Origin of the sequence: Aeromonas sp. 3P (assembly GCF_051919745.1) — a bacterium.
In the GTDB taxonomy this organism is placed as follows: domain Bacteria; phylum Pseudomonadota; class Gammaproteobacteria; order Enterobacterales; family Aeromonadaceae; genus Aeromonas; species Aeromonas veronii.
Window position 1 is genome coordinate 801,717 of the sequence record NZ_JBQBED010000001.1, and the last position, 21,861, is coordinate 823,577.

At 57.7% G+C, this 21,861-nt stretch carries 21 protein-coding genes and 1 pseudogene; 6 read left to right on the forward strand and 16 right to left on the reverse strand.

Annotated features, from left to right (window positions below; all coding sequences use genetic code 11):
* Nucleotides 1–6 precede the first annotated feature (6 nt).
* Nucleotides 7–630: a tRNA-uridine aminocarboxypropyltransferase gene (locus tag ACTG19_RS03585; RefSeq protein ID WP_259587375.1), complete on the reverse strand. Its 624-nt coding sequence runs from the start codon at nucleotides 628–630 to the stop codon at nucleotides 7–9.
* Between ACTG19_RS03585 and rrtA the strand changes: the two genes are divergently transcribed.
* Nucleotides 629–1,222, forward strand: coding sequence for a rhombosortase (gene rrtA / locus ACTG19_RS03590; RefSeq protein WP_074042643.1), 594 nt, complete (start codon nucleotides 629–631; stop codon nucleotides 1,220–1,222). The genes ACTG19_RS03585 and rrtA overlap by 2 nt on opposite strands.
* On the opposite strand, the gene pyrF is transcribed toward rrtA, so the two are convergent.
* The 6 genes from pyrF to cmk all read right to left on the reverse strand — a co-directional run bounded on the left by pyrF (nucleotide 1,197) and on the right by cmk (nucleotide 6,370).
* Nucleotides 1,197–1,898 carry an orotidine-5'-phosphate decarboxylase gene (gene pyrF, locus ACTG19_RS03595; RefSeq protein WP_429034815.1) on the reverse strand — a complete coding sequence of 234 codons (702 nt, stop codon included), beginning with the start codon at nucleotides 1,896–1,898 and terminating at the stop codon, nucleotides 1,197–1,199. The genes rrtA and pyrF overlap by 26 nt on opposite strands.
* Nucleotides 1,899–1,916: 18 nt before the next feature.
* A complete protein-coding gene (lapB, locus tag ACTG19_RS03600; protein WP_005337141.1) occupies nucleotides 1,917–3,083 on the reverse strand; it encodes a lipopolysaccharide assembly protein LapB in 1,167 nt (388 codons plus the stop codon).
* Between the two features lie 9 nt (nucleotides 3,084–3,092).
* Nucleotides 3,093–3,377 carry a LapA family protein gene (locus ACTG19_RS03605; RefSeq protein WP_005337143.1) on the reverse strand — a complete coding sequence of 95 codons (285 nt, stop codon included), beginning with the start codon at nucleotides 3,375–3,377 and terminating at the stop codon, nucleotides 3,093–3,095.
* A 158-nt stretch (nucleotides 3,378–3,535) separates the two neighbouring features.
* Complete coding sequence (gene ihfB, locus ACTG19_RS03610; RefSeq protein ID WP_005299934.1) at nucleotides 3,536–3,820, reverse strand: integration host factor subunit beta; 285 nt, start codon at nucleotides 3,818–3,820, stop codon at nucleotides 3,536–3,538.
* Nucleotides 3,821–3,912: 92 nt separating this feature from the next.
* On the reverse strand, nucleotides 3,913–5,583 hold the full coding sequence (gene rpsA / locus ACTG19_RS03615) for a 30S ribosomal protein S1 (protein WP_005337148.1): 1,671 nt from the start codon (nucleotides 5,581–5,583) through the stop codon (nucleotides 3,913–3,915).
* 94 nt (nucleotides 5,584–5,677) lie between these two features.
* Nucleotides 5,678–6,370, reverse strand: coding sequence for a (d)CMP kinase (gene cmk / locus ACTG19_RS03620; RefSeq protein ID WP_439988743.1), 693 nt, complete (start codon nucleotides 6,368–6,370; stop codon nucleotides 5,678–5,680).
* A gap of 248 nt (nucleotides 6,371–6,618) precedes the next feature.
* On the opposite strand from cmk, the gene ribA reads away from it, so the two are divergent.
* Entirely contained in the window at nucleotides 6,619–7,212 is a 594-nt protein-coding gene (ribA, locus tag ACTG19_RS03625; RefSeq protein ID WP_005337152.1) for a GTP cyclohydrolase II, read from the forward strand.
* Nucleotides 7,213–7,293: 81 nt separating this feature from the next.
* Here ribA and ACTG19_RS03630 read toward each other — a convergent pair whose 3' ends face one another.
* Entirely contained in the window at nucleotides 7,294–8,250 is a 957-nt protein-coding gene (locus ACTG19_RS03630) for a LysR substrate-binding domain-containing protein (RefSeq protein ID WP_439988744.1), read from the reverse strand.
* A 63-nt stretch (nucleotides 8,251–8,313) separates the two neighbouring features.
* Nucleotides 8,314–9,188: pseudogene (locus ACTG19_RS03635) on the reverse strand (LysR family transcriptional regulator).
* A gap of 95 nt (nucleotides 9,189–9,283) precedes the next feature.
* Between ACTG19_RS03635 and ACTG19_RS03640 the strand changes: the two are divergent.
* A complete protein-coding gene (locus ACTG19_RS03640; RefSeq protein WP_113740689.1) occupies nucleotides 9,284–10,507 on the forward strand; it encodes an MFS transporter in 1,224 nt (407 codons plus the stop codon).
* Between the two features lie 145 nt (nucleotides 10,508–10,652).
* On the opposite strand, the gene ACTG19_RS03645 is transcribed toward ACTG19_RS03640, so the two are convergent.
* The 5 genes from ACTG19_RS03645 to ACTG19_RS03665 all read right to left on the reverse strand — a co-directional run bounded on the left by ACTG19_RS03645 (nucleotide 10,653) and on the right by ACTG19_RS03665 (nucleotide 16,614).
* Complete coding sequence (locus ACTG19_RS03645; protein WP_162628474.1) at nucleotides 10,653–11,207, reverse strand: VOC family protein; 555 nt, start codon at nucleotides 11,205–11,207, stop codon at nucleotides 10,653–10,655.
* Nucleotides 11,201–11,965, reverse strand: a complete 765-nt coding sequence (locus ACTG19_RS03650; RefSeq protein ID WP_005337161.1) for a hypothetical protein — start codon at nucleotides 11,963–11,965, stop codon at nucleotides 11,201–11,203. The genes ACTG19_RS03645 and ACTG19_RS03650 overlap by 7 nt, the downstream gene beginning before the upstream one ends.
* Before the next feature lie 191 nt (nucleotides 11,966–12,156).
* On the reverse strand, nucleotides 12,157–12,882 hold the full coding sequence (gene nfsA / locus ACTG19_RS03655) for an oxygen-insensitive NADPH nitroreductase (protein ID WP_043823586.1): 726 nt from the start codon (nucleotides 12,880–12,882) through the stop codon (nucleotides 12,157–12,159).
* A 70-nt stretch (nucleotides 12,883–12,952) separates the two neighbouring features.
* The gene (locus tag ACTG19_RS03660) at nucleotides 12,953–14,518 is read right to left on the reverse strand and encodes an AbgT family transporter (RefSeq protein ID WP_005351146.1); all 1,566 of its coding nucleotides are present in this window, start codon (nucleotides 14,516–14,518) and stop codon (nucleotides 12,953–12,955) included.
* A 143-nt stretch (nucleotides 14,519–14,661) separates the two neighbouring features.
* Nucleotides 14,662–16,614, reverse strand: a complete 1,953-nt coding sequence (locus tag ACTG19_RS03665; protein ID WP_439989589.1) for a putative bifunctional diguanylate cyclase/phosphodiesterase — start codon at nucleotides 16,612–16,614, stop codon at nucleotides 14,662–14,664.
* Nucleotides 16,615–17,475: 861 nt separating this feature from the next.
* Between ACTG19_RS03665 and ACTG19_RS03670 the strand changes: the two genes are divergently transcribed.
* Genes ACTG19_RS03670 through ACTG19_RS03680 form a run of 3 tightly spaced genes read left to right on the forward strand, consistent with a single transcriptional unit; the run spans nucleotide 17,476 to nucleotide 19,931 of the window.
* Nucleotides 17,476–18,414 carry a LysR family transcriptional regulator gene (locus tag ACTG19_RS03670; RefSeq protein ID WP_005337171.1) on the forward strand — a complete coding sequence of 313 codons (939 nt, stop codon included), beginning with the start codon at nucleotides 17,476–17,478 and terminating at the stop codon, nucleotides 18,412–18,414.
* Between the two features lie 54 nt (nucleotides 18,415–18,468).
* A complete protein-coding gene (locus ACTG19_RS03675; RefSeq protein WP_439988745.1) occupies nucleotides 18,469–19,491 on the forward strand; it encodes a response regulator in 1,023 nt (340 codons plus the stop codon).
* A gap of 8 nt (nucleotides 19,492–19,499) precedes the next feature.
* On the forward strand, nucleotides 19,500–19,931 hold the full coding sequence (locus ACTG19_RS03680; RefSeq protein ID WP_005337175.1) for a PAS domain-containing protein: 432 nt from the start codon (nucleotides 19,500–19,502) through the stop codon (nucleotides 19,929–19,931).
* A gap of 89 nt (nucleotides 19,932–20,020) precedes the next feature.
* Here ACTG19_RS03680 and ltaE read toward each other — a convergent pair whose 3' ends face one another.
* Together ltaE and ACTG19_RS03690 are read right to left on the reverse strand one after the other, a co-directional pair.
* The gene (gene ltaE, locus ACTG19_RS03685) at nucleotides 20,021–21,040 is read right to left on the reverse strand and encodes a low-specificity L-threonine aldolase (protein WP_439988746.1); all 1,020 of its coding nucleotides are present in this window, start codon (nucleotides 21,038–21,040) and stop codon (nucleotides 20,021–20,023) included.
* A gap of 112 nt (nucleotides 21,041–21,152) precedes the next feature.
* Nucleotides 21,153–21,854: a short-chain dehydrogenase gene (locus ACTG19_RS03690; RefSeq protein WP_439988747.1), complete on the reverse strand. Its 702-nt coding sequence runs from the start codon at nucleotides 21,852–21,854 to the stop codon at nucleotides 21,153–21,155.
* Nucleotides 21,855–21,861 lie beyond the last annotated feature (7 nt).

The following is a 21,861-nucleotide window of genomic DNA, read 5'->3' on the forward strand; positions in this document are numbered from 1 at the left end:
GAATTGTCACGCGCGGCGGCCTTCGGCAAAGTCCTGCCACTGGGTATTCAACCGATTGAACAGGGTCAGCAAGGGCGCATAGCGCTCCGGCCTCCCCTCCCACCGGGACAAGAGGTGATAGCCCGCCTCTATGGTAGAGAGGGCATCGGGAAAGGGTTTCTTTCGAATAGCATATTGACCGGCAATGGCACCAATGCCGATGCGGGGCAAGCGGGCCAGTGCCGGGTTGCTCTGCAACATGCGATAGGCTTTGCGCCAGGTGCCGTCAAGCAAGATAAAGGCGACGGATGCGGAGCCAGAGGATTCACTCTCCCACTGTTGGCGAAGATCGGTCAGCGAAATGGCATCCTCATCCGGCCAGAGTAGATAGCAGCGACGGGAAGGATCTGCAAGCAACCCATTGAGCCACTCATCGCGGGAAAAGTCCTCCCCCACATGGATCTCGCACTGTTGCAAAGAGGCCGCCAGCAGCGCCGCAGTCCCCTTGGGATGTGCCACCTCGTTGGGGTGCTGCAAGATGTAGAGGGGCGTGTGATTGTCAACCGGCACAATATAATCGCACAAGCAGGCTTTGAGGGCTCGGGTGCAACGTGTACAGTATCGACTGTTCTTGTCGTTGGACTGTTTCATGTTGTCAGACAAATCTGGATTGCTCTGGGTTATCACGCTCTCTCTCACCAGCTTGCTACTCTTCTTTACCGTTCCCAATCTTCAGCTCTCCTTCGATCGGCCCTTGATCGCCGGGGGCGAAGGGTGGCGGATCATAACAGGCAATCTGGCTCATACCAATCTGTGGCACCTGCTGCTCAATCTGGGCGGCCTCGCCATCCTCTATAGCCTATTTCGCGACTATCTGGGTGGGGCTCGCCTGCCGCTGCTGATGTTGCTGCTCTGGTTGGCAGTGGGCTTGGGGATCTGGTGGTGGTGCCCGCAGACCCAGTGGTACATGGGGCTATCTGGCTCGCTGCATGGCCTGTTTGTCTGGGGGGCAATGCAGGATATTCGCCACGGACGCCGCACATCGGGCTGGCTACTGTTGGCAGGGATGGGGCTCAAGCTGGCGATGGACTTCTACAACGCAGGAGAGAGCCCGATATCCACCCTGATCAATGCCAGGGTACACATCGGCTCTCATCTTATCGGGGCCGGTGCAGGCCTGTTGCTCGGCCTGCACCGCGTATCACTGAGTGAGCCTGTTACGCACCAGCCAGCTCGGCATTGATGCTGGCCAGCATGACGGCCGGATCGGCAGCCTGCGTAATGGGGCGACCGATAACCAGATAATCGGACCCCGCCTCGACCGCCGCTTTCGGTGTCATCACCCGGCGCTGATCCCCGGCCGCTGAACCGGTCGGGCGAATACCCGGGGTCACCAGCTTGAAATCTTCGCCCAGCAAGGCTTTCAACTCATGGGCCTCGTTGGCAGAGCAGACCACCCCATCCAGACCGGATGTTTTGGTCAAGGTAGCCAGCCGGATCACCTGCTCGGCGGGGCTTACATCCAGACCAAGAGGGATCATGTCGGACTGCTCCATGCTGGTCAGCACGGTCACGCCGATAAGCAGGGGGGCCTTGTCGCCATAAGGCAGCAGCGCCTCTTTGGCGGCACGCATCATCCGCTCACCACCACTGGCATGCACGTTGACCATCCAGACACCGAGCTCGGCACTGGCTGCCACGGCTTTGGCAACGGTATTGGGAATATCGTGAAACTTCAGATCCAGAAAGACATCGAATCCCTTGGCCACCAGCTGGCGTACAAACTGCGGGCCAAACAGGGTAAACATCTCCTTGCCTACCTTGAGACGGCACTGGGCCGGAGAGATACGTTCAACGAACGCTAAGGCATCTGCCTCATGCTGATAATCCAGCGCTACCAGTACTTTGGGATCTTGCATCTCACATCCTATTGCTTGTTATTCACCGTCCAGACCACGGATCGGCTTGATGGAACCCCACTGGCGACAAGACGGGCACTGCCAGAACAGCGAGTGAGTGGCAAAGCCACACTGCCGACACTTGTGGGTTGACTTGATTTTGATCTGCTCGCCGACCAGCTGTTGCAGCAGTTCGAGGCTCTCCTTGGCAGGCCCCTCTTCCGCACTGGCCAACTGAAAGCCGACCAGCTGGTAAAAACCTTTCATCGACGGATGACGACGCAGCTGACGCAACACCAGCGAACGGGCCTGGCTCAGGCCATCACGCTCTTCAACCAGCTTGGCAAGGGCCAAGGTCACGCTGACACCGGCGTGATCTTCCACTGCCTTCTCAAGCAGCGGGATCAACGCAGGCGTGCGGCCCAACTGCTGATAGCACTCGAGCAATTTGGGCATTGCCTCGGAGGCAAAGTCGATATCCTGCTCGAACACCCGCAGCAGCTCCTTGCTGGCCTGCTCATACTCTCCATCTGCCATGGCGAGCTCAGCGAGGCGCAAACTGGCCCGGGCACATGCCGGATTGATACTGAGCGCCCGTTTGAGCTTGGCCAGCCCCTCCCCTTTATTGCCCTCACGCAGCGCGATTTCGGCCTGTTCGCAATAGAAATGGGAGATGGGGTCGGCCAGCTTCTTGCCCTGGAATTTTTGCAGACGAACCGCCACATCGATGGCCTTGTCCCAATCCCGCAGTTGCTGATGGATAATCAACAACTGTGCCAGCGCCGTCTCTTCATAGTCGCTGTCGTCACACAGCTCGTTCCAGAGCGCTTCCGCCCGATCGAGCAGACCAGCAGCAAGAAAGTCGCGCGCCAGCTCCTGCAACGCCAGCTGGCGCTGTTCCCGGGTCAGTTGGCGGGTTACCAGGTTCTGGTGGATCTTGATGGCACGATCGACCTCCCCACGCTGGCGAAACAGGTTGCCGAGGGAGAGGTGTGTTTCGATGGTTTCACTGTCCACCTCAAGCAGCTGGATAAAGAGATCCACCGCCTTGTCGGATTCATCGGACAGCAAATAGTTGAGGCCCGCCACATACTGGCGGGAAAACTGGTTACTCTGTTTTTGGGTGTCCTGGCGAACACTCCTGCGACCCATGTACCAACCATAACCGGCGGCGATGGGCAACAGCAGGAAAAGCAGTTCAAGCATTGAGGAACATTATTCCTTACCCGGTGACCGGGCCAGCTCCAACTCGCGGGATTGACGACGCATGGTGCGGTTGAGGGTGCGGTTTTGCATTTTCAGGCGCAGGAACAGCAGGCCGAATACCAGCCAGCCCAGCAAAAAACCGCCAGCGAAGAAGAAGCCCAACAGCATGGCAAGCGAAAACTCACCCTGAGCGATCAAGTAATTGAACTGAACCAGCTGGCCATTTTGTGAGCCCAGCGCCAGGGTCAGAACAAACACCAGCACCAGCGGAATGAGGGCCAAAATACGCTTCATAAGAGCTCCCTGTCAGTATCTAATGAGAGGCTGATTATCCTTAAAATCGCAGGCAGACTCTAGAGTGAATGGGAAAAGAGTTTAAGAAACAAGACGATTGGCACAGGAATCGGTGCCAAAAAGAAAAAAGGCATACCCGAGGTATGCCCATTTCTGCATTATTCAATGATGTTGACGCGCTCGCGCAACTCTTTGCCAGGTTTGAAGTGCGGGACATATTTCCCGGTCAGTTCAACCTTGTCCCCAGTCTTGGGGTTGCGGCCCACACGGGGCGCACGATAGTGCAGTGAAAAACTGCCAAATCCGCGGATTTCAATCCGGTCGCCGTTTTGCAAGGTCGACGCCATCTGCTCAAGGATCTCCTTGATGGCGGCTTCGACATCCTTGGCCGGCATATGCATGCGGCTGGCTGCCAGTTGTTCGATGAGATCTGATTTGGTCATAACGTTAAATCTCCTTCCCCGATCACATGCAATATTCATTTTGCCAGGATAAAAAAGGGCGGCGCAATGCCGCCCTTTTCTTGCATCAAGGATTACTCACCCTTGGCGGCTTTGAACGCTTCCATCATAGCATTGCTGAACACAACTTCTTCTTGCTGGTTCAGGTTATCGATAGCAACACGCTCATCAGCCTCGTCCTTAGCACGGACAGACAGGCTTACGGTGCGGTTCTTACGATCAACGCCCATGAATTTAGCTTCAACTTCGTCACCAACAGACAGCACCAGAGTGGCGTCTTCTACACGGTCACGAGCAGCGTCGGAGGCACGCAGGTAGCCTTCTACGCCATCAGCCAGTTCGATAACGGCACCTTTGGCATCAACCTCGGTAACCTTACCCTTCACGATAGCACCTTTCTTGTTGTCAGCCAGGTACTTGTTGAACGGGTCTTCTTCGATCTGCTTGACACCCAGGGAGATGCGCTCACGCTCCGGATCCACTTGCAGAACAACGGCTTCGATCTCGTCGCCTTTCTTGAATTCACGAACTGCTTCTTCGCCCTGGTTGTTCCAGGAGATGTCAGACAGGTGAACCAGGCCGTCGATGCCGCCATCCAGACCGATGAAGATACCGAAGTCAGTGATGGACTTGATCTTGCCGGAAACACGGTCGCCTTTGGCGTGAGTTTCGGCAAACAGCTGCCACGGGTTGGATTTGCACTGCTTCAGACCCAGGGAGATACGACGACGCTCTTCGTCGATGTCCAGAACCATCACGTCAACCACGTCGCCAACGTTAACAACTTTGGACGGGTGGATGTTCTTGTTGGTCCAATCCATCTCGGATACGTGTACCAGGCCTTCAACGCCTTCTTCGATTTCAACGAAGCAGCCGTAGTCGGTCAGGTTGGTCACGCGGCCAGACAGACGGGTGGTCTCCGGGTAACGCTTGGCGATAGCAACCCAGGGATCTTCGCCCAGCTGCTTCAGACCCAGGGATACACGGGTACGCTCGCGGTCGAACTTCAGAACCTTGACAGCGATCTCGTCGCCAACGTTGACGATTTCGGAAGGATGCTTAACGCGCTTCCACGCCATGTCGGTGATGTGCAGCAGGCCGTCAACACCGCCCAGATCTACGAATGCACCGTAGTCGGTCAGGTTCTTGACGATACCCTTAACTTCTTGACCTTCTTGCAGGTTAGCCAGCAGGCTTTCGCGCTCGGAGGTGTTCTCGGTCTCGATCACGGCACGACGGGAAACAACAACGTTGTTGCGCTTCTGGTCCAGCTTGATGACTTTGAACTCGAGTTCTTTGTTTTCCAGGTGAGCGGTGTCACGGATCGGACGCACGTCAACCAGAGAACCCGGCAGGAAGGCACGGATGCCGTTCAGTTCAACGGTGAAACCACCCTTGACCTTGCCGTTGATGATACCGATAACGGTAGCTTGCTCTTCGTAAGCCTTCTCAAGCTGCAGCCAGGCTTCGTGGCGCTTGGCTTTTTCGCGGGACAGCTTGGTTTCGCCGAAACCATCTTCGATAGAGTCCAGAGCCACGTCAACGGTGTCGCCGACGTTGATTTCCAGCTCGCCCATGGCGTTCTTGAATTCTTCAGCCGGGATAGCGGACTCGGATTTCAGACCGGCGTCAACCAGTACGAAACCGTTCTCGATAGCAACGACAGTACCCTTGACGATGGAACCTTGACGGGTTTCAACGGCGTTCAGGGACTCTTCAAAGAGTTGAGCAAAAGATTCGATCATTGTTTATGTCACAAATGAAACATCCACTTGCAATCCGGCACAAGCGGGGCTGTTTTAAATAATCTGCGCCATCCTTGGTGCAGACGACCGGATGTCAGCTTGCGCTGGCATCACCAAGTTGTTGCTCTGCATAGGCGAGTACTGTTGCCAGCACTTCATCTATGGTCATGGCGGTAGAGTCTACCACCAGAGCATCTTCTGCCGGTTTCAGGGGGGCAACGGCGCGATTTCTGTCGCGATCGTCACGTTCCCGAATCTCGGTTAAAAGACGCTCAAAGTTAACATCAAAGCCCTTATCTTGCAACTGCTTATAGCGACGCTGGGCCCGTTCTTCGGCACTGGCGTCGAGGAAAATCTTTACCTCGGCCTCGGGGAAAACAACTGTACCCATGTCACGACCATCGGCAATCAGACCCGGGGCCTGACGAAATGCCCGCTGACGGCGCAGCAAGGCTTCGCGCACCCGGGGGAAGGCGGCGATTTTACTGGCAGCATTACCCACTTCTTCGGTGCGAATGGTGCGGGAGACATCTTCCCCTTCCAGGATCACCTTGACCAGATCGCCCTCAACCTGAAATTGCACATCCAGATTGGCGGCCAGCGGCACCAGTGAGGCTTCACTGTCCAGCTCTACATCGTGATGCAGGGCGGCCAGGGACAACACCCGATAGATGGCGCCCGAGTCCAGCAAGTGCCAACCCAGCTTCTCAGCAAGCAGCTGACACAAGGTGCCTTTACCTGCACCACTGGGGCCATCAATTGTCATTACGGGGGCCATCTGAGGCATAACTTCTCTCCTGCACTGTGTTGCTCCCATCCCGAAGGGGTGGGTTAATGGGCGCCGATTATACCCGAATGTGGTGAGCCTGGCAGTCATCAATCCGCACAAAGGGCCAAAACCCCGACGGACAGCTGTGCTTGTATCTCATTTGGAGATTTCATTAAGCAATGCAGGGACTTGTTCTTATGGTCGTTCCTGACAAGGCGCGCTAAACTGGCCCCCTTTTTTGAGCCGTTAGTAGTAAGGAGCAACCTATGAGCAGCGTTACCCTCGTGGCCAAATCAAAATTGCCAACCCCCTGGGGCACCTTCACGCTGGTAGGTTTTCAGGAAACCGGCACAGGCAAAGATCACGCCGCACTGGTGATGGGCGACATTACCGGTGAAGAGCCCGTGCTGGGCCGGATCCACTCAGAGTGCCTGACCGGCGACGCCCTGTTCAGCCTGCGTTGTGACTGCGGTTTCCAGTTGCAGGCGGCCATGGAGAATATCGCCAAAGCCGGTCGTGGCGTGTTGCTGTATGTGCGTCAAGAGGGCCGTGGCATCGGCTTGCTCAACAAGATCCGCGCCTATCACCTGCAGGATCAGGGGGCCGATACCGTGGAGGCCAACGTAGCCCTTGGTTTCGCCGCCGATATGCGCGACTACACCATCTGCGCCGATATGCTCAAGCAGCTTGAGGTCAAGTCTCTCAAACTGATGACCAACAACCCGCGCAAGATGAAAGCGATGGAATCCTTCGGTATTCCGGTGGCCGAACGGGTACCGTTACAGGAAGGGCGCAATCCCCACAACGAGTTCTATCTGTCGACCAAGGCCAACAAGCTGGATCACATGCTCAAAAAATGAGCCTGCATTGACGAATGCCAGATAGTCAAACGCCTCCCGAACGGAGGCGTTTTTCTTGGGACGACCACACATCAACCCAAGCTATCTAAGTGGCACGGTCAGATTGGCCAGCAGAGCTTCAAGCTCTTCGCCAGTGCGGGCAGCACAGTATTGTTCGACCCGCTCGCGGGTCAATTGCGGCGCGAGACGTTCAATCAGGTCATACAGATAGCCGCATAAAAACGCCCCTCTGCGCAACCCGATAGCGGCCACACCGCCTGGTAGCCAGGGCGCCGTTTTGAGCACCAGATCGCCATCGCGCTGGGGCTCCCAGGCAAAAGTTGCCATCACCCCGATGCCCATCCCTTGTCTGACATAGGTCTTGAGCACATCGCTGTCGCTCGCACAGCAGGCGATCCGGCTCTCGGCATGAGCGCAATCAGTGCCATGTGCAGCAGAGAGCGCCCTTCCATCGGTCACCAGCGCAAACCCCACCAGTTCGGCCGGGGTCAGCGAGTTTGCTTTGGCCAACGGATGATCCTTGGGCAGCACCAAGCCCCGTTGCCACTGAAAAGAGGAGAGCATGAGCAGATCGCTCCCCTCCTCCGGTTCATCCGCCAGCAGCAGATCGGCGGCGCCATCATGCACGGCTACGCGGCACTGCGCCGCACTCCCCTGCATCACAGTTACGGCAACTTTGGGAAAGCGGGCCATAAAACCCTTGAGGATGGCGGGCAGAATATAACGGGCTTGCAGATGAGTAGCGGCAATGGTGAGGGTTCCCTGCTCCGGATGCACATGCTGCCTGGCCATTACCTTGATCGTGGCGACCTTGTCCAGCACCTCCGCGGCCACTTTGATCACATCCCGACCGATGGGAGTGATTTGGGTCAAGTGTTTGCCGCTGCGCTCGAAGATCTGGATCCCCAGCTCATCCTCCAGCATCCGCACCTGTTTGCTGATCCCGGGCTGGGAGGTAAAGAGGCTCTCGGCGGTGGCCGACAGATTCAGCCTGTGGTTCGCCACCTCGACGATATAGCGCAATTGCTGCAATTTCATGGTGTAGCCCTCAAGCGAACTCACCGTTAATAGTAACAAACTTTCAGCAATGGCCCGCCGCCATCAGGCCGGGCGCTCCTTGAGTAGGAAATCACGCAAGGCACGGTTGGCCATGGAGAGTGGATCGCCACGCCGCCACGCCACGCAGAGATCGAGATAGATAGGCGGGGCGAAGGGCACGCCACTCAGATCCGGCTCCTCTTCCAGCACCATCCGCAAGAAGGTGGTCACCGCAAAACCTTGCCGCACCACCGCCTTGAGCAGAGGGATAAGATTGCTCTCGAAGGCGATATCGGGTTCAACACCCAGGCTCTGGGCCAGCGCCTCCATATGCTCCCGGTGGTAAAAACCACGGCGAAACAGCGCCAACTCCTGAGCAAAGAACTGCGAGAGGGTGACGGCCGATGCGCCACGCAAGGGGTGATCGTCCCCCACCACCATCAACATCTCTTCGCTCAGCAGATGCGCTCCCTCGATGGCGGGGGGAGATCACTGGTGATGAGAATGGCCAGATCGAGGGAGCCATCAACCATCCGGCTGAGCAGCTCACGGGTGCCGGCCTCTTCGACCCGGATCTTGAGGCCGGGATAGCGATGCTTGAAGGCCATCAGACGAGGGGGAAAATAGTAGGAGCCCATCATGTAGGGGATCCCGATCCGCACTTCCCCCCGCTCCAGCCCCTTGAGCTCGGCCATCTCGGCCTCGGCCTGATGCATCTGCAGCAACAGACGCTCGGCATGGCGACAGAGCACCTCTCCCTCCGGGGTGAGCCGTACCGCCCGGTCCTGTCGATCAAACAGCCGCAATTCGAGCTGCTGCTCCAGCTTGGCGATGGCCATGCTGATGGCCGGTTGTGCCACATGCAGACTGTTGGCTGCCTTGGTAAATGAGCCGGCATCCCTGACCGCCAGCAGATAGGTGAGCTGTTTCAGATCCATGTATCAATTCATCTTATGAGATGGATAACTTAAATATATTATATTTATAACCGCAAGGACTCTACCCTGACCAAAAGTAGTCAGGACAATACGCAATGATTGAAGTTGGAAGTCGCGAGTGGATACGTGCAACCCTGGCCCTCAGCCTGGGCTCTTTTCTGGTGTTTCTGAACCTCTACCAGACCCATCCCCTGTTACCCCTGATCGCCGAGGTCTTCTCGGTCAACTCCCTCTCGGCCAGCTGGACCCTGGCAGGATGCACTGCTGGCCTCGCCGCCTCCCTGCTGATCTGCGCCAGACTGGCGGATCGCCATGGCCGTCGGCAGGTCATGCTGGGTACCCTCACCCTGGCGATCCTGCTCTCACTGTTAATCCCGCTGGTTGAGCAGTTTGGCACCCTGCTGTTGCTGCGCATCCTGCAGGGCGCGCTGCTGGCAGGACTGCCCGCGACCGCGATTGCCTATATGGGGGAAGAGTTCAGCAAACGGGCGCTGCTCTCGGCGGTGGGGGTCTATATTGCCGCCAACTCCCTCGGTGGCATTGCCGGTCGGGTGGTCGGCGGCCTGCTGGCGGGCTTGTTTGGCGACTGGCAGCATACCTTTCTGGGGATCGGTGTGATCAGCCTGTCACTGCTGCCGCTGGTCTTCTGGCTGCTGCCCCATCAGACCCGCTTTGTGGCGAGCGCCCCCGTTCGCGGCCAATTTGCTCGCGCCTTGCAGCAACACCTGACCAATCCCTTGCTGGTAGGGGCTTACCTTATAGGCGGGCTCAACTTTATGGTGTTTTTGAACCAGTTCAGCTACCTCACTTTCCTGCTGGCCAAGCCCCCCTTCTCCCTGCCCACCCAGTGGCTCGGCATGCTGTTTCTCACCTATCTCTCGGGGACGGTGGCCTCCTCACTGAGCGGCCGCTTTGCCAACCGCTGGGGGGCACAACGCATGCTGCTGGTCGGGATCGCGCTGATGGCCCTCGGCAGTCTGTGGCTGCTGCAAGCTAGCCTGCCCGGGATCCTGAGTGGCTTGCTGATCTCCAGCTTCGGCTTTTTCCTGGCACACGCCTGCGCCAGCGCCTGGGTCGGTCATCATGTCGAACACAACCGCGCCCTCGCCTCCTCCCTCTATCTGGTGGCCTACTATCTGGGAGCCAGTCTGGGTGGGCTTTACCTGCACCCGTTCTGGGAGCAAGGCGAGTTGGTCGGTCTGGTCATGGGAATTGAACTGGTCCTCATCCTGACGGCGGGCTTGAGCCTCTGGCTCGGCCGTCTCAAGCAGCGAAGCCAGTCGCCACTGCCCGCCCAGCAACCCCACCGACACGGGTAATTGGTTCAGCGCAAACAGGGTCACTCACGAGCAGATGGCGATCTCGCAACCCTGCACCGCCAGATAACAAAAGGGGTCACACCGGTGACCCCTTTTGCTGTGTTATTCAAGAGCCTGTCAGGCTCGCACCGCATTTAGAGCAGGATCACTCCTGATCGAAATAATCCGCAGGCACCGCGACCACTGCACCGGTCGCCACCTCTTCGGCGATCACCTCAGCCAGCGAGCGCAGATGAAACTTGATCTGGCCGGAGGGCAACATCAGGCCAATATCGGGGTTGCGGGTATCCTGCATGTTGCCGGTTTTGAATGGCTGCTCGGGATAGCGCACTACCAGATCTTGCAGTGAAGCGACCACCAGCTCGATATGTTCCAGCCCAGCCTGATGGACGCGACCCGGTTTCGGTGCAGCCAGCTCGATACAGGGTACCTGTACCTCACCAGCCAACAGCGGCTGATGCAACTGATAAGTCGCAATCGGGCGCCCGCCAATCATACCCTCCACCAGCAAGGTGCCCGCCTCAGCCAGCACAGCACATAGCACGCGGTACTCCTGCAGGGTAGCCGCCCGATAACAGAGGTGATCGACCGTTGGCCGGGAAATTGTGACGCCAGTGGCGGCCAGTTCGGCCAACAGCTGAGAAACAAATGGGGCCATTGGCCCCAGTGTGGAATCGAGAGGGTGGGACATGCTTACCATTTCTTCTTGGGTTGAAACAGGACATCGAGCTCGTCGGCTTCCTTGTCCTTGATGTTTTGCAGATCCTGCGCGCTGTTTTGCTGCTGCAGCTCTTCAAGCTCCTTGAGCCCCTGACGCATATCCTCTTCACGGGCCAGCAGATAGGGATCCTTGTCGCCCACGCTCGCCATGGCCGACAGACCCTTGGTATAGAGCTGGCGGCAAGTACCATATTGGCCCTGAATGCGGGCATCCATCGCCCGCTTGACCAGATTGGAGATGTTGATCTTGAGCTGCATCAGCTCAAGGCGGCGCTCTTCCTGGGCAAACCCCTGAGGGTCAATCTTGCCCTTGTTGTGCTCTACCCGCAGCACGGCCCGCATCTTCTTGACCAGCTGCAGCATCTGGATCGCCTGACGATCGGACTCCGGGGTCTTGAACTGCCCCTCATCCTGCACGCTGTAGTTCTCCTGCACATTCTTGATCTGGGTCTGCACATCAACGATGCGCTGCTTGATTTGATTGTTCGGCATCACCTGGGCGATAGCGCGATAGGCATCGAGGATCCGGTGCTGCAACAGCAACACCATGTTCTTGGAGAAAGGCACCAGATTGACGTTCAGCAACACCTCTTCGGTCTCGTCGGCCACCGTCTTGTGTCTGGCAACGGCGTGACGCTTGTCCGCTTCTGCCTTCTGCTTATATTGCTGCACCACGTTATAGGCGATAACCAAAAACAGGAGTGCGCCAATAGACAGCAATACCAAAGTTAAAATCATAGGATGTCCAAACCCCTGTTCCTATCCAATTGCGTGATCCTACAACAGCTTACCCACTTAAGGTAGCCTGCAGATCCCCCCTTGCCCACGATTTGTCACCAAGCTGTGCCCCCGGTCTCAGGGAGAGATTGCAGGATCAGGGGATGATGACCATGACGGTCACCTCCCCATAGTATCGCCCATCAGCGCTATTACTTGAGGTTAAAGCCCCGCGATTGCAGGAATCCCAGCATGAAAGGGCGGGACTCCTTGCCCAGAATGGCGCGGATCTGACCGCTCCAGGTCTGCTGTTTGTTGTTGCTGCTGCGGGCCTGATAGTAGTCCGCGATTTGCTGATCGTACCGGGCCAGCAGGTCGCGATCCAGCTCGTGCTGGTAGCGCTCCTGATGCACCACCAATCCCCTGGGCAGACGGGGTTTCTGCTCCGGCTGCTGGGCAGGATGACCAAGGCAGAGGCCAAACAGCGGGATCACCTGATGGGGTAAGCCGAGCAGTTCGCTCACCTCGGCCGGATGGTTGCGAATGCCGCCGATATAGACCCCGCCCAGCCCCAGCGACTGCGCCGCCAGCAAGGCGTTTTGCGCCATCAGGGCACCGTCGATGGCTCCGATCAGCAACTGCTCCGCATAGCCGGTCTGGGCCTCGGGCACGATCTGGATGTGGCGGTGGTAATCGGCGCAGAACACCAGAAACTCGGCCGCCTGCACCACATAGGGTTGATTGCCCGCCAGCATGGCCAACTGCTGACGCGCCTCGGGCTCGCAGACTCGCACAATACTGGTCACCTGCAAAAAGCTCGAGGTTGAGGCGGACTGGGCGGCGGCGAGTATGGCATCCAGCTGCTGCGGGGCGATCGGCTCGGCAGTAAACTGACGAATGGAGCGATGGGAAAGGATAAGATCGATGGTCTGATTCATGGCACCTCCAAAATGAGGTAACACCATAGCGAAAAAAACGAGGGAGCCCAGGCTCCCTCGCACACCCAGCTTAAGGGGCCGGATAGACGTAAGGGGCTTGCAACCCGAGCGGGAAGCCGAGCGCCCAGTAGAGCAGCAGGAAAATCGTCCAGCTCACCAGGAAGGCAAGCGAGTAGGGCAACATCATGGAGACCAGAGTACCGATCCCGGTGCTCTTCACATACTGCTGGCAATAGACCACCACCAGCGGGAAGAAGACCATCAGCGGGGTAATGATGTTGGAAGCGGAATCCCCGACCCGATAGGCCGCCTGGGTCAGCTCGGGGGAGATCCCCACCGCCATCAACATGGGTACCAGGATCGGGCTGATCAGCGCCCACTTGGCGGAGGCCGAGCCGACTACCAGATTGACGCTGGCGGTGAGCAGGATCATCCCGACGATAGTCACCTCACCTGGCAGCGCCAGCGCATGGAGCACTTCGGCACCGGAGAGGGCCAGCAGGGTGCCCAGATTGGAGTCACCAAACGCCTTGATAAAGAGCGCGCAGAAGAAGGCCATCACCATGTAGGAGCCCATCTTGTTCATGGTGGCCGACATGGCATCGATCACATCCTTGCCACTCTTGAAGCTGCCTGCGACAAAGCCGTAGACAATCCCGGGCAGGATAAAGAGCAGGAAGATGAGCGGCACAATGGACTTCATCACCGGCGCGGCGAAGGTAGTCAGGGAGCCATCGGCAGCACGCAGCGGTGAGTCGCTCGGGGAGAGCGCCAGCGCCAGCAGCACGATAGCCGCCAGCATGGCAAACCCGGCCCAGTTGAAGGCCCGGCTCTCTTGCGCGCTGTAGCGCCCCATCTCGTCGGCACTCTCCAGATCCTCGTTGAGCGCCACGTGCTTGAGGCGCGGCTCCACCACCTTTTCGGTGATGAACCAGCCGACGCAGATGATCAGCAACGAAGAGGCACCGGTAAAGATGATGTTGCACAGGGTGTTGACCATGTAGTCAGGATCGAGCAACTGAGCGGCGGACTGGGTAAAACCCTGCAGCAGCGCATCCCCGCCGGAGGGCAGGAAGTTGGCGGCAAAACCGCCGGAAACGCCGGCAAAGGCAGCGGCGATCCCCGCCAGCGGATGGCGTCCGGCAGCGTGGAAGATGATGCCACCGATGGGGATCACCAGCACATAACCCGCATCTGCGGCGGTGTGGCTGACGATCGCTACCAGGATCAGCATGGGAGTGAGAAAACGGGCAGGCGTCACTTTCAGCAACTTTTTCAGACCGGTATTGATAAAACCGGACTGCTCGGCCACCCCGACCCCGAGCATGGCCACCAGCACGATCCCCAGCGGGGCAAAGCCGGTAAAGGTCGTGACCATGGTAGAGAGGAACTCGGCCAGACCGGCACCGGTCAGCAGGTTGTTGACCACTACCGCCTCCCCGGTACGGGGGTTGACCAGATCAAACTGGAATTGTGACAACACCCAGGAGCCGACCCAGACGATCAGCAAGGCGTAGAGGAACAGCATGGCGGGGTCGGGTAATTTGTTCCCGGCTTTCTCGACGCCATTGAGGAAACGGTTCAACCAACCTTTGGGAGGGCTGGCCGGACGGTCATTGACAGCAGCATGACTCATTATTGCGATACTCCTTTCCCTAGAAACGAGGGCGCATGCTAGCAATTCCAGCCAATCTGTCTCATGACCGATCGCAAAAGAATGATTAATTTTGATTAAATATTGCGGAATAAAACCCCAAGTTGTGGCCTAACGCACACTTGTTACTCTGCCATCACAGCATCTAGCAGTGGATAACGCCCGACCTGGCACTCCACCACAAAACCGCTCGCCTCGACTTGCGCCACCGTCAGCGGCTTGCTGAACAGATATCCCTGGAACACATGGCATCCCTGGGTCTGCAGGGCGGCCAGCTCGTGAGGCTCCTCCACCCCTTCCGCCATGATCCCCAACCCCAGATTGGTGGCCATGGCCGCAGTCGCCCGGATCACCGGCAAGTTGAGGCCGACCACGAAGGAGCGATCCAGCTTGATGTTGTTGATCGGCAACCGGTTGAGATAGGCCAGCGAGGAGTAGCCGGTACCGAAATCGTCGATGGCAATCTTGATCCCCTGCTCGCTCAAATCATCGAGAATGCCGAGACACCCCTTCATATCGAGCATCAGCACGGTTTCGGTCAGCTCCAGCGTCAACAGGGAGGCATCCACCCCGTGCAGCTCCAGCTGCTGGCGAACTTGCCCGGGCAACGCCGACGAGAGCTGGAAACCGGAGAGGTTGACGGAGACCGGCACCCGCTGATGGAAGCGCTTCTGCCAGCTGGCGACCTGTGCCAGCGCGGTGGAGAGCACCCAGCTGCCGATCTCGCGGATCAGCCCCATCTCTTCGGCCAGCGGGATAAATTCCACCGGCGACACATGGCCGAGCACCGGGTTGTACCAGCGCAGCAGCGCCTCGTAACCGATCAGACGCCGTTTGGCGGCATCGACCTGCGGCTGGTAACAGAGGCTCAGCTCCTGGCGGCCGATGGCCTTGGCCAGAAACTGTTTGAGATTGAGCTTGCGCTGCAGGGTCTGCTGCATGCTGGGGGTGAAACGCTGCCAGCGCAGCCGCCCCATCTGCTTGGCCTGATACATGGCCATGTCGGCACGGGTGATGAGGTTGTCCCCGTCATCCGCATCATCGGGATAGATGGCGATACCGATACTGCCGCCGATGGTCACCTCCGGCAGCCCGCTCAGTTGCAGCGGCTTGGTCATCTGGGAGAGCATCTGATCGGCCACCTCTTGCGCCCGATCCCCCTGATTGCCCAGCGGCACCAGTGCTGTGAATTCATCGCCACCGAGGCGAGCCAGCTCCACATCCCGCGGGCAAATCTGTTTGAGGCGACCGGCGACCCGCTCCAGCAGGCGATCTCCCGCCTTGTGGCCGTAGTTGTCGTTGACCAGCTTGAAGTTGTCCAGATCCATGAACACCAGCGCGAAACGCTCCCCCAGCCCGCAATAGGCCTCGAGAGATTTCATCAAGCCATACCGATTGAGCAGGCCGGTCAGGGAGTCGTGCCAGGCGAGGTGGCGATGCTCCAGCTCTTCGAGTTTGCGATCGGTAATATCGCGCATGGTGAGCAGAATGCGGGCCCCCTGCTGGATATAGCGGAACTGATACTGGAACCAGCGCATCCCCTTGAGGGTACGGCACTCCCCCTCGGTCACCACTTCATCGAGACGGGAGAGCTTCTGGTAGAAGCTGTCATCATTGCCGGAGAAAACCTGGGAGAGCTTGGCGATCTGGTGGCCGAAACACATTTCGAAGTGATAGTTGCCACTCTCGAAAACGCCCCGGCTATCGAACAGGCAGGCAAGGGTATCGCCGGTTGCCAGTGAGGACTCCTGATAGAGGGTATCGGAGTCGAGCACCGCTTCGGTCATCATCATCAGCCGGCCAGCCAGCTGAATGCCAGAGAGGCGTAGATAGATCTGCTTCTTGACCCCCTTTGGGGAGAGGGTCCACCACTCGTTGTAACTGCGCCCCTGCTGAAAATCACCCAGATAGCGCTGCAGCAGCAGATCAATGGCGGTTGCCATATCGGCAGAGAAGTCGCGGGAGCAGAGTTCGTCGAGAGACGTCGCCTCCCACACGGAGAGCGCGGCGCTGTTTGCCCAGAAAATATGGTGATGCTCGATGTCATAAACCCAGATCGGGGTATGCAGAACATCCATCGTCTTCAGTAACCGTTCGTCAAGCGTATTCATCTGGTCAAGGTCATTCATGCTGGATGGTCACTGGTTAACCGGAAAACAGATCTGGCAAACCGCTAGCTGCAGAATGCAAGGTGCAAATACCTCTCGGCCATTATCCCTTTTCACATAGCCAAGAGCGGACAAAACTATTTCAGATATCAACAACAGGGCAGCCTGTACGGCAATACTACAAAGGACTCAGCCAAGGACCCTGTTAACCCAAGCAAATCAGATAGTCGATTTTTAACTTTTTTCCCCAGTAAAAACAAGCACTAAGAGCTATCCACTCGAGACCTTGAAAGAGCAATTGCATATTTGCTGCGATAAATTTGTTATTAACATTTAAATCAATGGTGGAAATAGTCATCACTCTCTGTCACAAAGCTTCCATTAATTAACCAAGCGGATGGATAAACAGCCAAAAAAACGCCAAAACGGACAAAAATAGTTCACTAAGGCGGAATTGATATACCCCAAATTCATTTTTCAACAGGCAATGAGCAAAACCCGAATATATGATCTGCATCACATTGGCAGTGGATGGCAAACCACCTCGGCTGAGTACGCAGAGCAACCCGGCGCCCTTCCATCAGGTTGCAATATCGGCCTTCGCCTGCGGTTATAGCGGAACAAATCAGGGTATATGGCAAACATCACTGTCGCAGTACCATTTGGCATCGTGCCGAAATAATCACCAGCTCGGGGAAACTGAGATGACGGGCGGGTGGATAACTGGTATCAACAGAAATCGAATCCAGATCAATTAAACGCTGAATTACCCTTGCCAACGCGGAACGCTCTTTTTATGGTTGCCCCCTTGTTACACCCAGAACAGCGTTTATGAAGCACATCGAAGAGTTCTACCTGTTCGTCAAGGTGGTGCAAGAGGGAGGATTCTCCCACGCTGCAGCCGCACTGGGCATGCCAACAGGCACCATCAGTCGACGCATTTCCCAGCTGGAAGAGCAACTGGGTTGCTCCCTGCTACATCGCTCTACCCGCAAGCTCCGCCTTACCGATGATGGCCTCAGATACTACGAACGTCTCTGCACGCCACTCGCGCAAATCGAGCAGGCCACCAGCGAGATCCAGGGTCAAGAGGCCGATATCACCGGGCTTATCCGGATAGCTGCGCCCATCGCACTCTCCAACACCATCCTCATCGATATGCTGGCCGAATTCGGGCTGCACTATCCCGAGGTACAGTTCGATATCACCCAGACTAATGATCACCAGCACCTGTTCGACAATGATCGGGATCTGGTGTTCTTTAACGGTGAGCTGCCCCAGTCGCTGCCCAATGCGATCTGTCTCGGTCATATCGAGTACGGCCTGTTTGCCTCACCACTCTATTTGACCAAGAAGGGCACCCCCTCCCACCCCAACCAGCTGGAAGAGCACGATCTCATCTACTGCTGGCCTCACCAGCACTGGCAGCTGACCGACAAGGATGGCCAGAGCGTCTGCATCAAACGCAGCGCCAAACTGACCGTCAACCAGACCCAGGCCGCGGTACGCGCAGCCCGGCGTCATCTGGGGATCGTCAACGCCCCGCTGCACTATCTGAGCAGCTTCCTCCATGACGAGCAGCTGGTGCCGGTACTGACCGACTGGCAAACCGGCAATCGCCCCTTCTACATGTTGTGTTGCCAGCACCAGTTCGCTCCGTTGCGTGTTAAGATGTTCGTTGAATTTGTTGAAAAATACTCAGCACGCTATCGCAATCGGCAGTGGGACAACCAATTTTCACAAGGTGATAGCCTCACCCATTGCATCTGACCGTTAGCGGGCCACACTTATAGCATCCCTTGCCAACAGAGCCTGCCTAACGCCATGAATGTATTGATATGTGATGACTCCGGGTTCGCCCGCAAACAGCTGGCGCGGGCGCTCCCGGCCGACTGGAAAGTTGATTTGCACTACGCAGCCAATGGTCTCGAAGGGATCGAACAGGTGCTGATGGGTCATGGCGATCTCATCTTCCTCGATCTGACCATGCCGGAAATGGACGGTTACGGCGTGCTGGAGACCCTCCAACGGGAGGGTCTACGCAGTAAGGTGATCGTGGTCTCCGGGGATATCCAACCAGAGGCCTATCAACGGGTCATGGGGCTGGGAGCGCTCGATTTCATCAAGAAACCCGCCGCCCCAGAAACCCTGCTCGCCCTGCTCAAAAAGCATGATTTCTGGAGTGCCGCCCCGAGCAGTCAAGCAAGCGTCCCCGAACTGCAGCCAAACGGCGTTGTAGCCGATGCAGGCGTCAAGATCACCCCCGAAATCCGCGATGTCTATCAGGAGCTGGCCAACGTCTCCATGGGTCAGGCCGCCGACTTGCTGGCTCGTCTGCTCAACGCCTTCGTGGTACTGCCTATCCCCAACGTCAACGTGCTGGAAGTATCAGAGTTGCATATGGCCCTCTCGGCCGCTGCGGATTCAGATACCCTCTCCGCCGTCTGTCAGGGGTTTATCGGAGCGGGGATCGCCGGTGAAGCGCTGATCCTGTTTCATGACTCCAGCTTCAAAGATTTGGCCAAGCTGATGAACCATCAGGGGACGCTGGATCGCACCGCCGAACTGGAGCTGCTGATGGATACCGCCAACGTGCTGATCGGCGCCTTCCTGCGCGGCTACGCCAACCAGCTCGACACCCCCTTTAGTCAGGGGCACCCGGTGGTGCTCGGCCAGCACAGACCCATCAACGAGCTGATCAACACCAACAAGAGTCGCTGGCGCCGCACGCTCGCCATCGAGATCAACTACCGGATCCAGGATTACGCGGTGCAGTGTGATCTGCTGCTGCTGTTTACCGAAGATTCCATCGCCACCATGAACAACAAAATCATGCACATGCTCTAGGAGTGACTATGGAAATCCGTGAATTTCATTGGCTGATGAACATAGTCCAGAACCTGGACGTAGGCCTGGTAGTGCTCGACAAGGAGTACAAGGTACAGGTGTGGAACGGCTTTATGGAGAGCCACAGCGGCCGACTGGCCAGTGACGTGCGCGATGGCGTACTGTTCGAGCTCTTCCCCGATGTGGACAGAGCCTGGTTCGAACGCAAGGCCAACATGGTCTTCAAGCTCAACAACCGCGCCTTCAGCACCTGGGAGCAGAAGCCCTATCTGCTGCGTTTCTCCAACTATCGTCCCATTACCGGCTCGGCCCCCCATATGTTCCAGAACCTGACGCTGGTGCCACTGGCCGATTTCGGCGGTCAGGTGACCCACATCGCGGTGATGATCTACGACGCTACCGATGAGGCCATGCTGATGAGCGGCCAGCGGCAGGCTTGAGCTTTCAGCAAATAACAGAGGGCGCCGCGGCGCCCTCTGTTATTTCGGTATGAACAGGTCTTGGTATAACCTCTACCTGACCAGCCGTCTCAACGCACTCCGAGATACTCGGTGAAGGCGTCGATCACCTCTTCAATATCGTCATCGTTGATCTGCAGATGAGTCACCAGCCGCAGCTCGCCGTAACCGGAGAAGAGGATCCCCCGCTCCTTCATAAAAGCGAGCAGAGGGGCCGATTCCCCCTCACGCAGCCGCAGGAACACCATATTGCTCTGCACCAGCGAGAGGTCGAGCTCGATGCCAGGCAGTGCAGCCAACCCTTCGGCCAGCCGTTTGGCACGGCGGTGATCATCGGCCAGGCGGGTCACATGCTGCTCGAGGGCAAACAGACCGGCTTGCGCCAGAATCCCCGCCTGACGCATGCCACCTCCCAGCATCTTGCGTAGGCGGCGCGCACGGGCGATGAAATCGTGGCTGCCCACCAGCAGCGAGCCCACCGGTGCGCCCAACCCCTTGGAGAGACAAATCGAGATGCTATCAAATGGAGCTGCGATCACCTCGACCGGGGTCTCGCTGGCCACGGCGGCGTTAAAAAGCCGTGCGCCATCGAGATGGAGCTTCAAGCCACGTTCAGCAACAAATGCCCCCATCTCCTGCAGATAGGAGAGCGGCAGCACCTTGCCGTTGTGGGTGTTCTCAAGGCAGATCAGGCGAGTCTGGACGAAGTGGGCATCATCAGGGGCCAGCGCAGCCTTGATATCATCGAATGCCAGCGTGCCATCGCGCTGCATCGGCAAGGGTTGCAGGGCTACGGAGCCCAGCACGGCACTCCCCTGCGCTTCATAGCGATAGATGTGAGCGGCGTTGCCGAGGATGGCCCCCTCACCGCGCTGACAGTGGCTCATCACCGCCAACAGATTGGACATGGTGCCGGACGGCACAAACAGCGCCGCCTGTTTGCCCAGCAATCTGGCCCCAAAGGCCTCCAGCGCGTTGACGCCCGGATCTTCACCATAGACATCGTCACCGACTTCGGCGTGGAGCATGGCTTGACGCATGGCGCCAGTAGGCTGGGTGACGGTGTCACTTCGTAAATCGATATAGCGCATGAGATCCCTCCTGAAACAGGAGAGTGACGTTAGCCATGCGCCCCTCGCTTGGCAAGGGGCGCATGAGCAGAATGTGAAGCTAATAGACGTCCGCAGAACCCGCAGGCGGGATTTACCAGGGCAGCGGCTGACCGTTGAGATCCAGTAGCTGACCCGATTGGGTCAACGATAACCCCTTGATGAGATTGAGCAGTTTCACCGCCACCTCGCCAGGCTCCTGCAATTGCTCCGCAGGCAACTCGCTCAGAAAGGGAGCATTCATCGGGGAGTCCATCAAGCCGGGCGCCACCGCCACCACCCCCGCTTGCGGGAAACGCTGCGCCCACTCGAGGGCCAGAGTTTTCACCCCCATGTCGAGGGCCGCCTTGCTCATCCGGTAGCTGTAACGCCCCCCCTCCAGATTGGAGGTGATGGAGCCCGCCAGATCAGAGATGGCACAGAGCCACAGCGGATGGTCATTGCCCATCAACCGACTGAAACGGGCAGCCAGCGCCAGTGTTGGCCAGGCATTGGACAGCAGGCTGTCGCACAGCCACTTGGGATGCACCTCTTCGACCCACCGCTCTGGCATAAAGCTGACATCGTGCAACAGGCCGATTGTGTTGATCACCACAGTGGGGAGCGGATCGGTGTCGTAGAGGGTAAACAGGGCGTCGAACGAGATGGCGTCCACCTCTTGCAGCGGGAAGAAGGCCCCCATCTCGATCCCTTTTGGATAGGTGCGCCCGGCCAGAAGGAAGGACTCCCCCCTTGCCATCAGCTCTCTTGCCAGCGCCGAGCCCAGCGCACCGCTTCCGAGGATCAAGTAGCTCATCGCCCAT

Bases quoted from the DNA above. Each gene is read 5' to 3' on its own strand.
- ltaE (WP_439988746.1), bottom strand. From the start codon at position 21,040: ATGCGCTATATCGATTTACGAAGTGACACCGTCACCCAGCCTACTGGC.
- ribA (WP_005337152.1), top strand. From the start codon at position 6,619: ATGAGCAGCGTTACCCTCGTGGCCAAATCAAAATTGCCAACCCCCTGG.
- ACTG19_RS03605 (WP_005337143.1), bottom strand. From the start codon at position 3,377: ATGAAGCGTATTTTGGCCCTCATTCCGCTGGTGCTGGTGTTTGTTCTG.
- rrtA (WP_074042643.1), top strand. From the start codon at position 629: ATGTTGTCAGACAAATCTGGATTGCTCTGGGTTATCACGCTCTCTCTC.
- ACTG19_RS03650 (WP_005337161.1), bottom strand. From the start codon at position 11,965: ATGATTTTAACTTTGGTATTGCTGTCTATTGGCGCACTCCTGTTTTTG.
- ACTG19_RS03645 (WP_162628474.1), bottom strand. From the start codon at position 11,207: ATGGTAAGCATGTCCCACCCTCTCGATTCCACACTGGGGCCAATGGCC.
- ACTG19_RS03690 (WP_439988747.1), bottom strand. From the start codon at position 21,854: ATGAGCTACTTGATCCTCGGAAGCGGTGCGCTGGGCTCGGCGCTGGCA.
- ACTG19_RS03660 (WP_005351146.1), bottom strand. From the start codon at position 14,518: ATGAGTCATGCTGCTGTCAATGACCGTCCGGCCAGCCCTCCCAAAGGT.
- ACTG19_RS03665 (WP_439989589.1), bottom strand. From the start codon at position 16,614: ATGGATGTTCTGCATACCCCGATCTGGGTTTATGACATCGAGCATCAC.
- pyrF (WP_429034815.1), bottom strand. From the start codon at position 1,898: ATGCAAGATCCCAAAGTACTGGTAGCGCTGGATTATCAGCATGAGGCA.
- ihfB (WP_005299934.1), bottom strand. From the start codon at position 3,820: ATGACCAAATCAGATCTCATCGAACAACTGGCAGCCAGCCGCATGCAT.
- ACTG19_RS03670 (WP_005337171.1), top strand. From the start codon at position 17,476: ATGAAGCACATCGAAGAGTTCTACCTGTTCGTCAAGGTGGTGCAAGAG.
- ACTG19_RS03630 (WP_439988744.1), bottom strand. From the start codon at position 8,250: ATGAAATTGCAGCAATTGCGCTATATCGTCGAGGTGGCGAACCACAGG.
- nfsA (WP_043823586.1), bottom strand. From the start codon at position 12,882: ATGAATCAGACCATCGATCTTATCCTTTCCCATCGCTCCATTCGTCAG.
- lapB (WP_005337141.1), bottom strand. From the start codon at position 3,083: ATGCTTGAACTGCTTTTCCTGCTGTTGCCCATCGCCGCCGGTTATGGT.
- cmk (WP_439988743.1), bottom strand. From the start codon at position 6,370: ATGCCTCAGATGGCCCCCGTAATGACAATTGATGGCCCCAGTGGTGCA.
- ACTG19_RS03585 (WP_259587375.1), bottom strand. From the start codon at position 630: ATGAAACAGTCCAACGACAAGAACAGTCGATACTGTACACGTTGCACC.
- ACTG19_RS03640 (WP_113740689.1), top strand. From the start codon at position 9,284: ATGATTGAAGTTGGAAGTCGCGAGTGGATACGTGCAACCCTGGCCCTC.
- rpsA (WP_005337148.1), bottom strand. From the start codon at position 5,583: ATGATCGAATCTTTTGCTCAACTCTTTGAAGAGTCCCTGAACGCCGTT.
- ACTG19_RS03680 (WP_005337175.1), top strand. From the start codon at position 19,500: ATGGAAATCCGTGAATTTCATTGGCTGATGAACATAGTCCAGAACCTG.
- ACTG19_RS03675 (WP_439988745.1), top strand. From the start codon at position 18,469: ATGAATGTATTGATATGTGATGACTCCGGGTTCGCCCGCAAACAGCTG.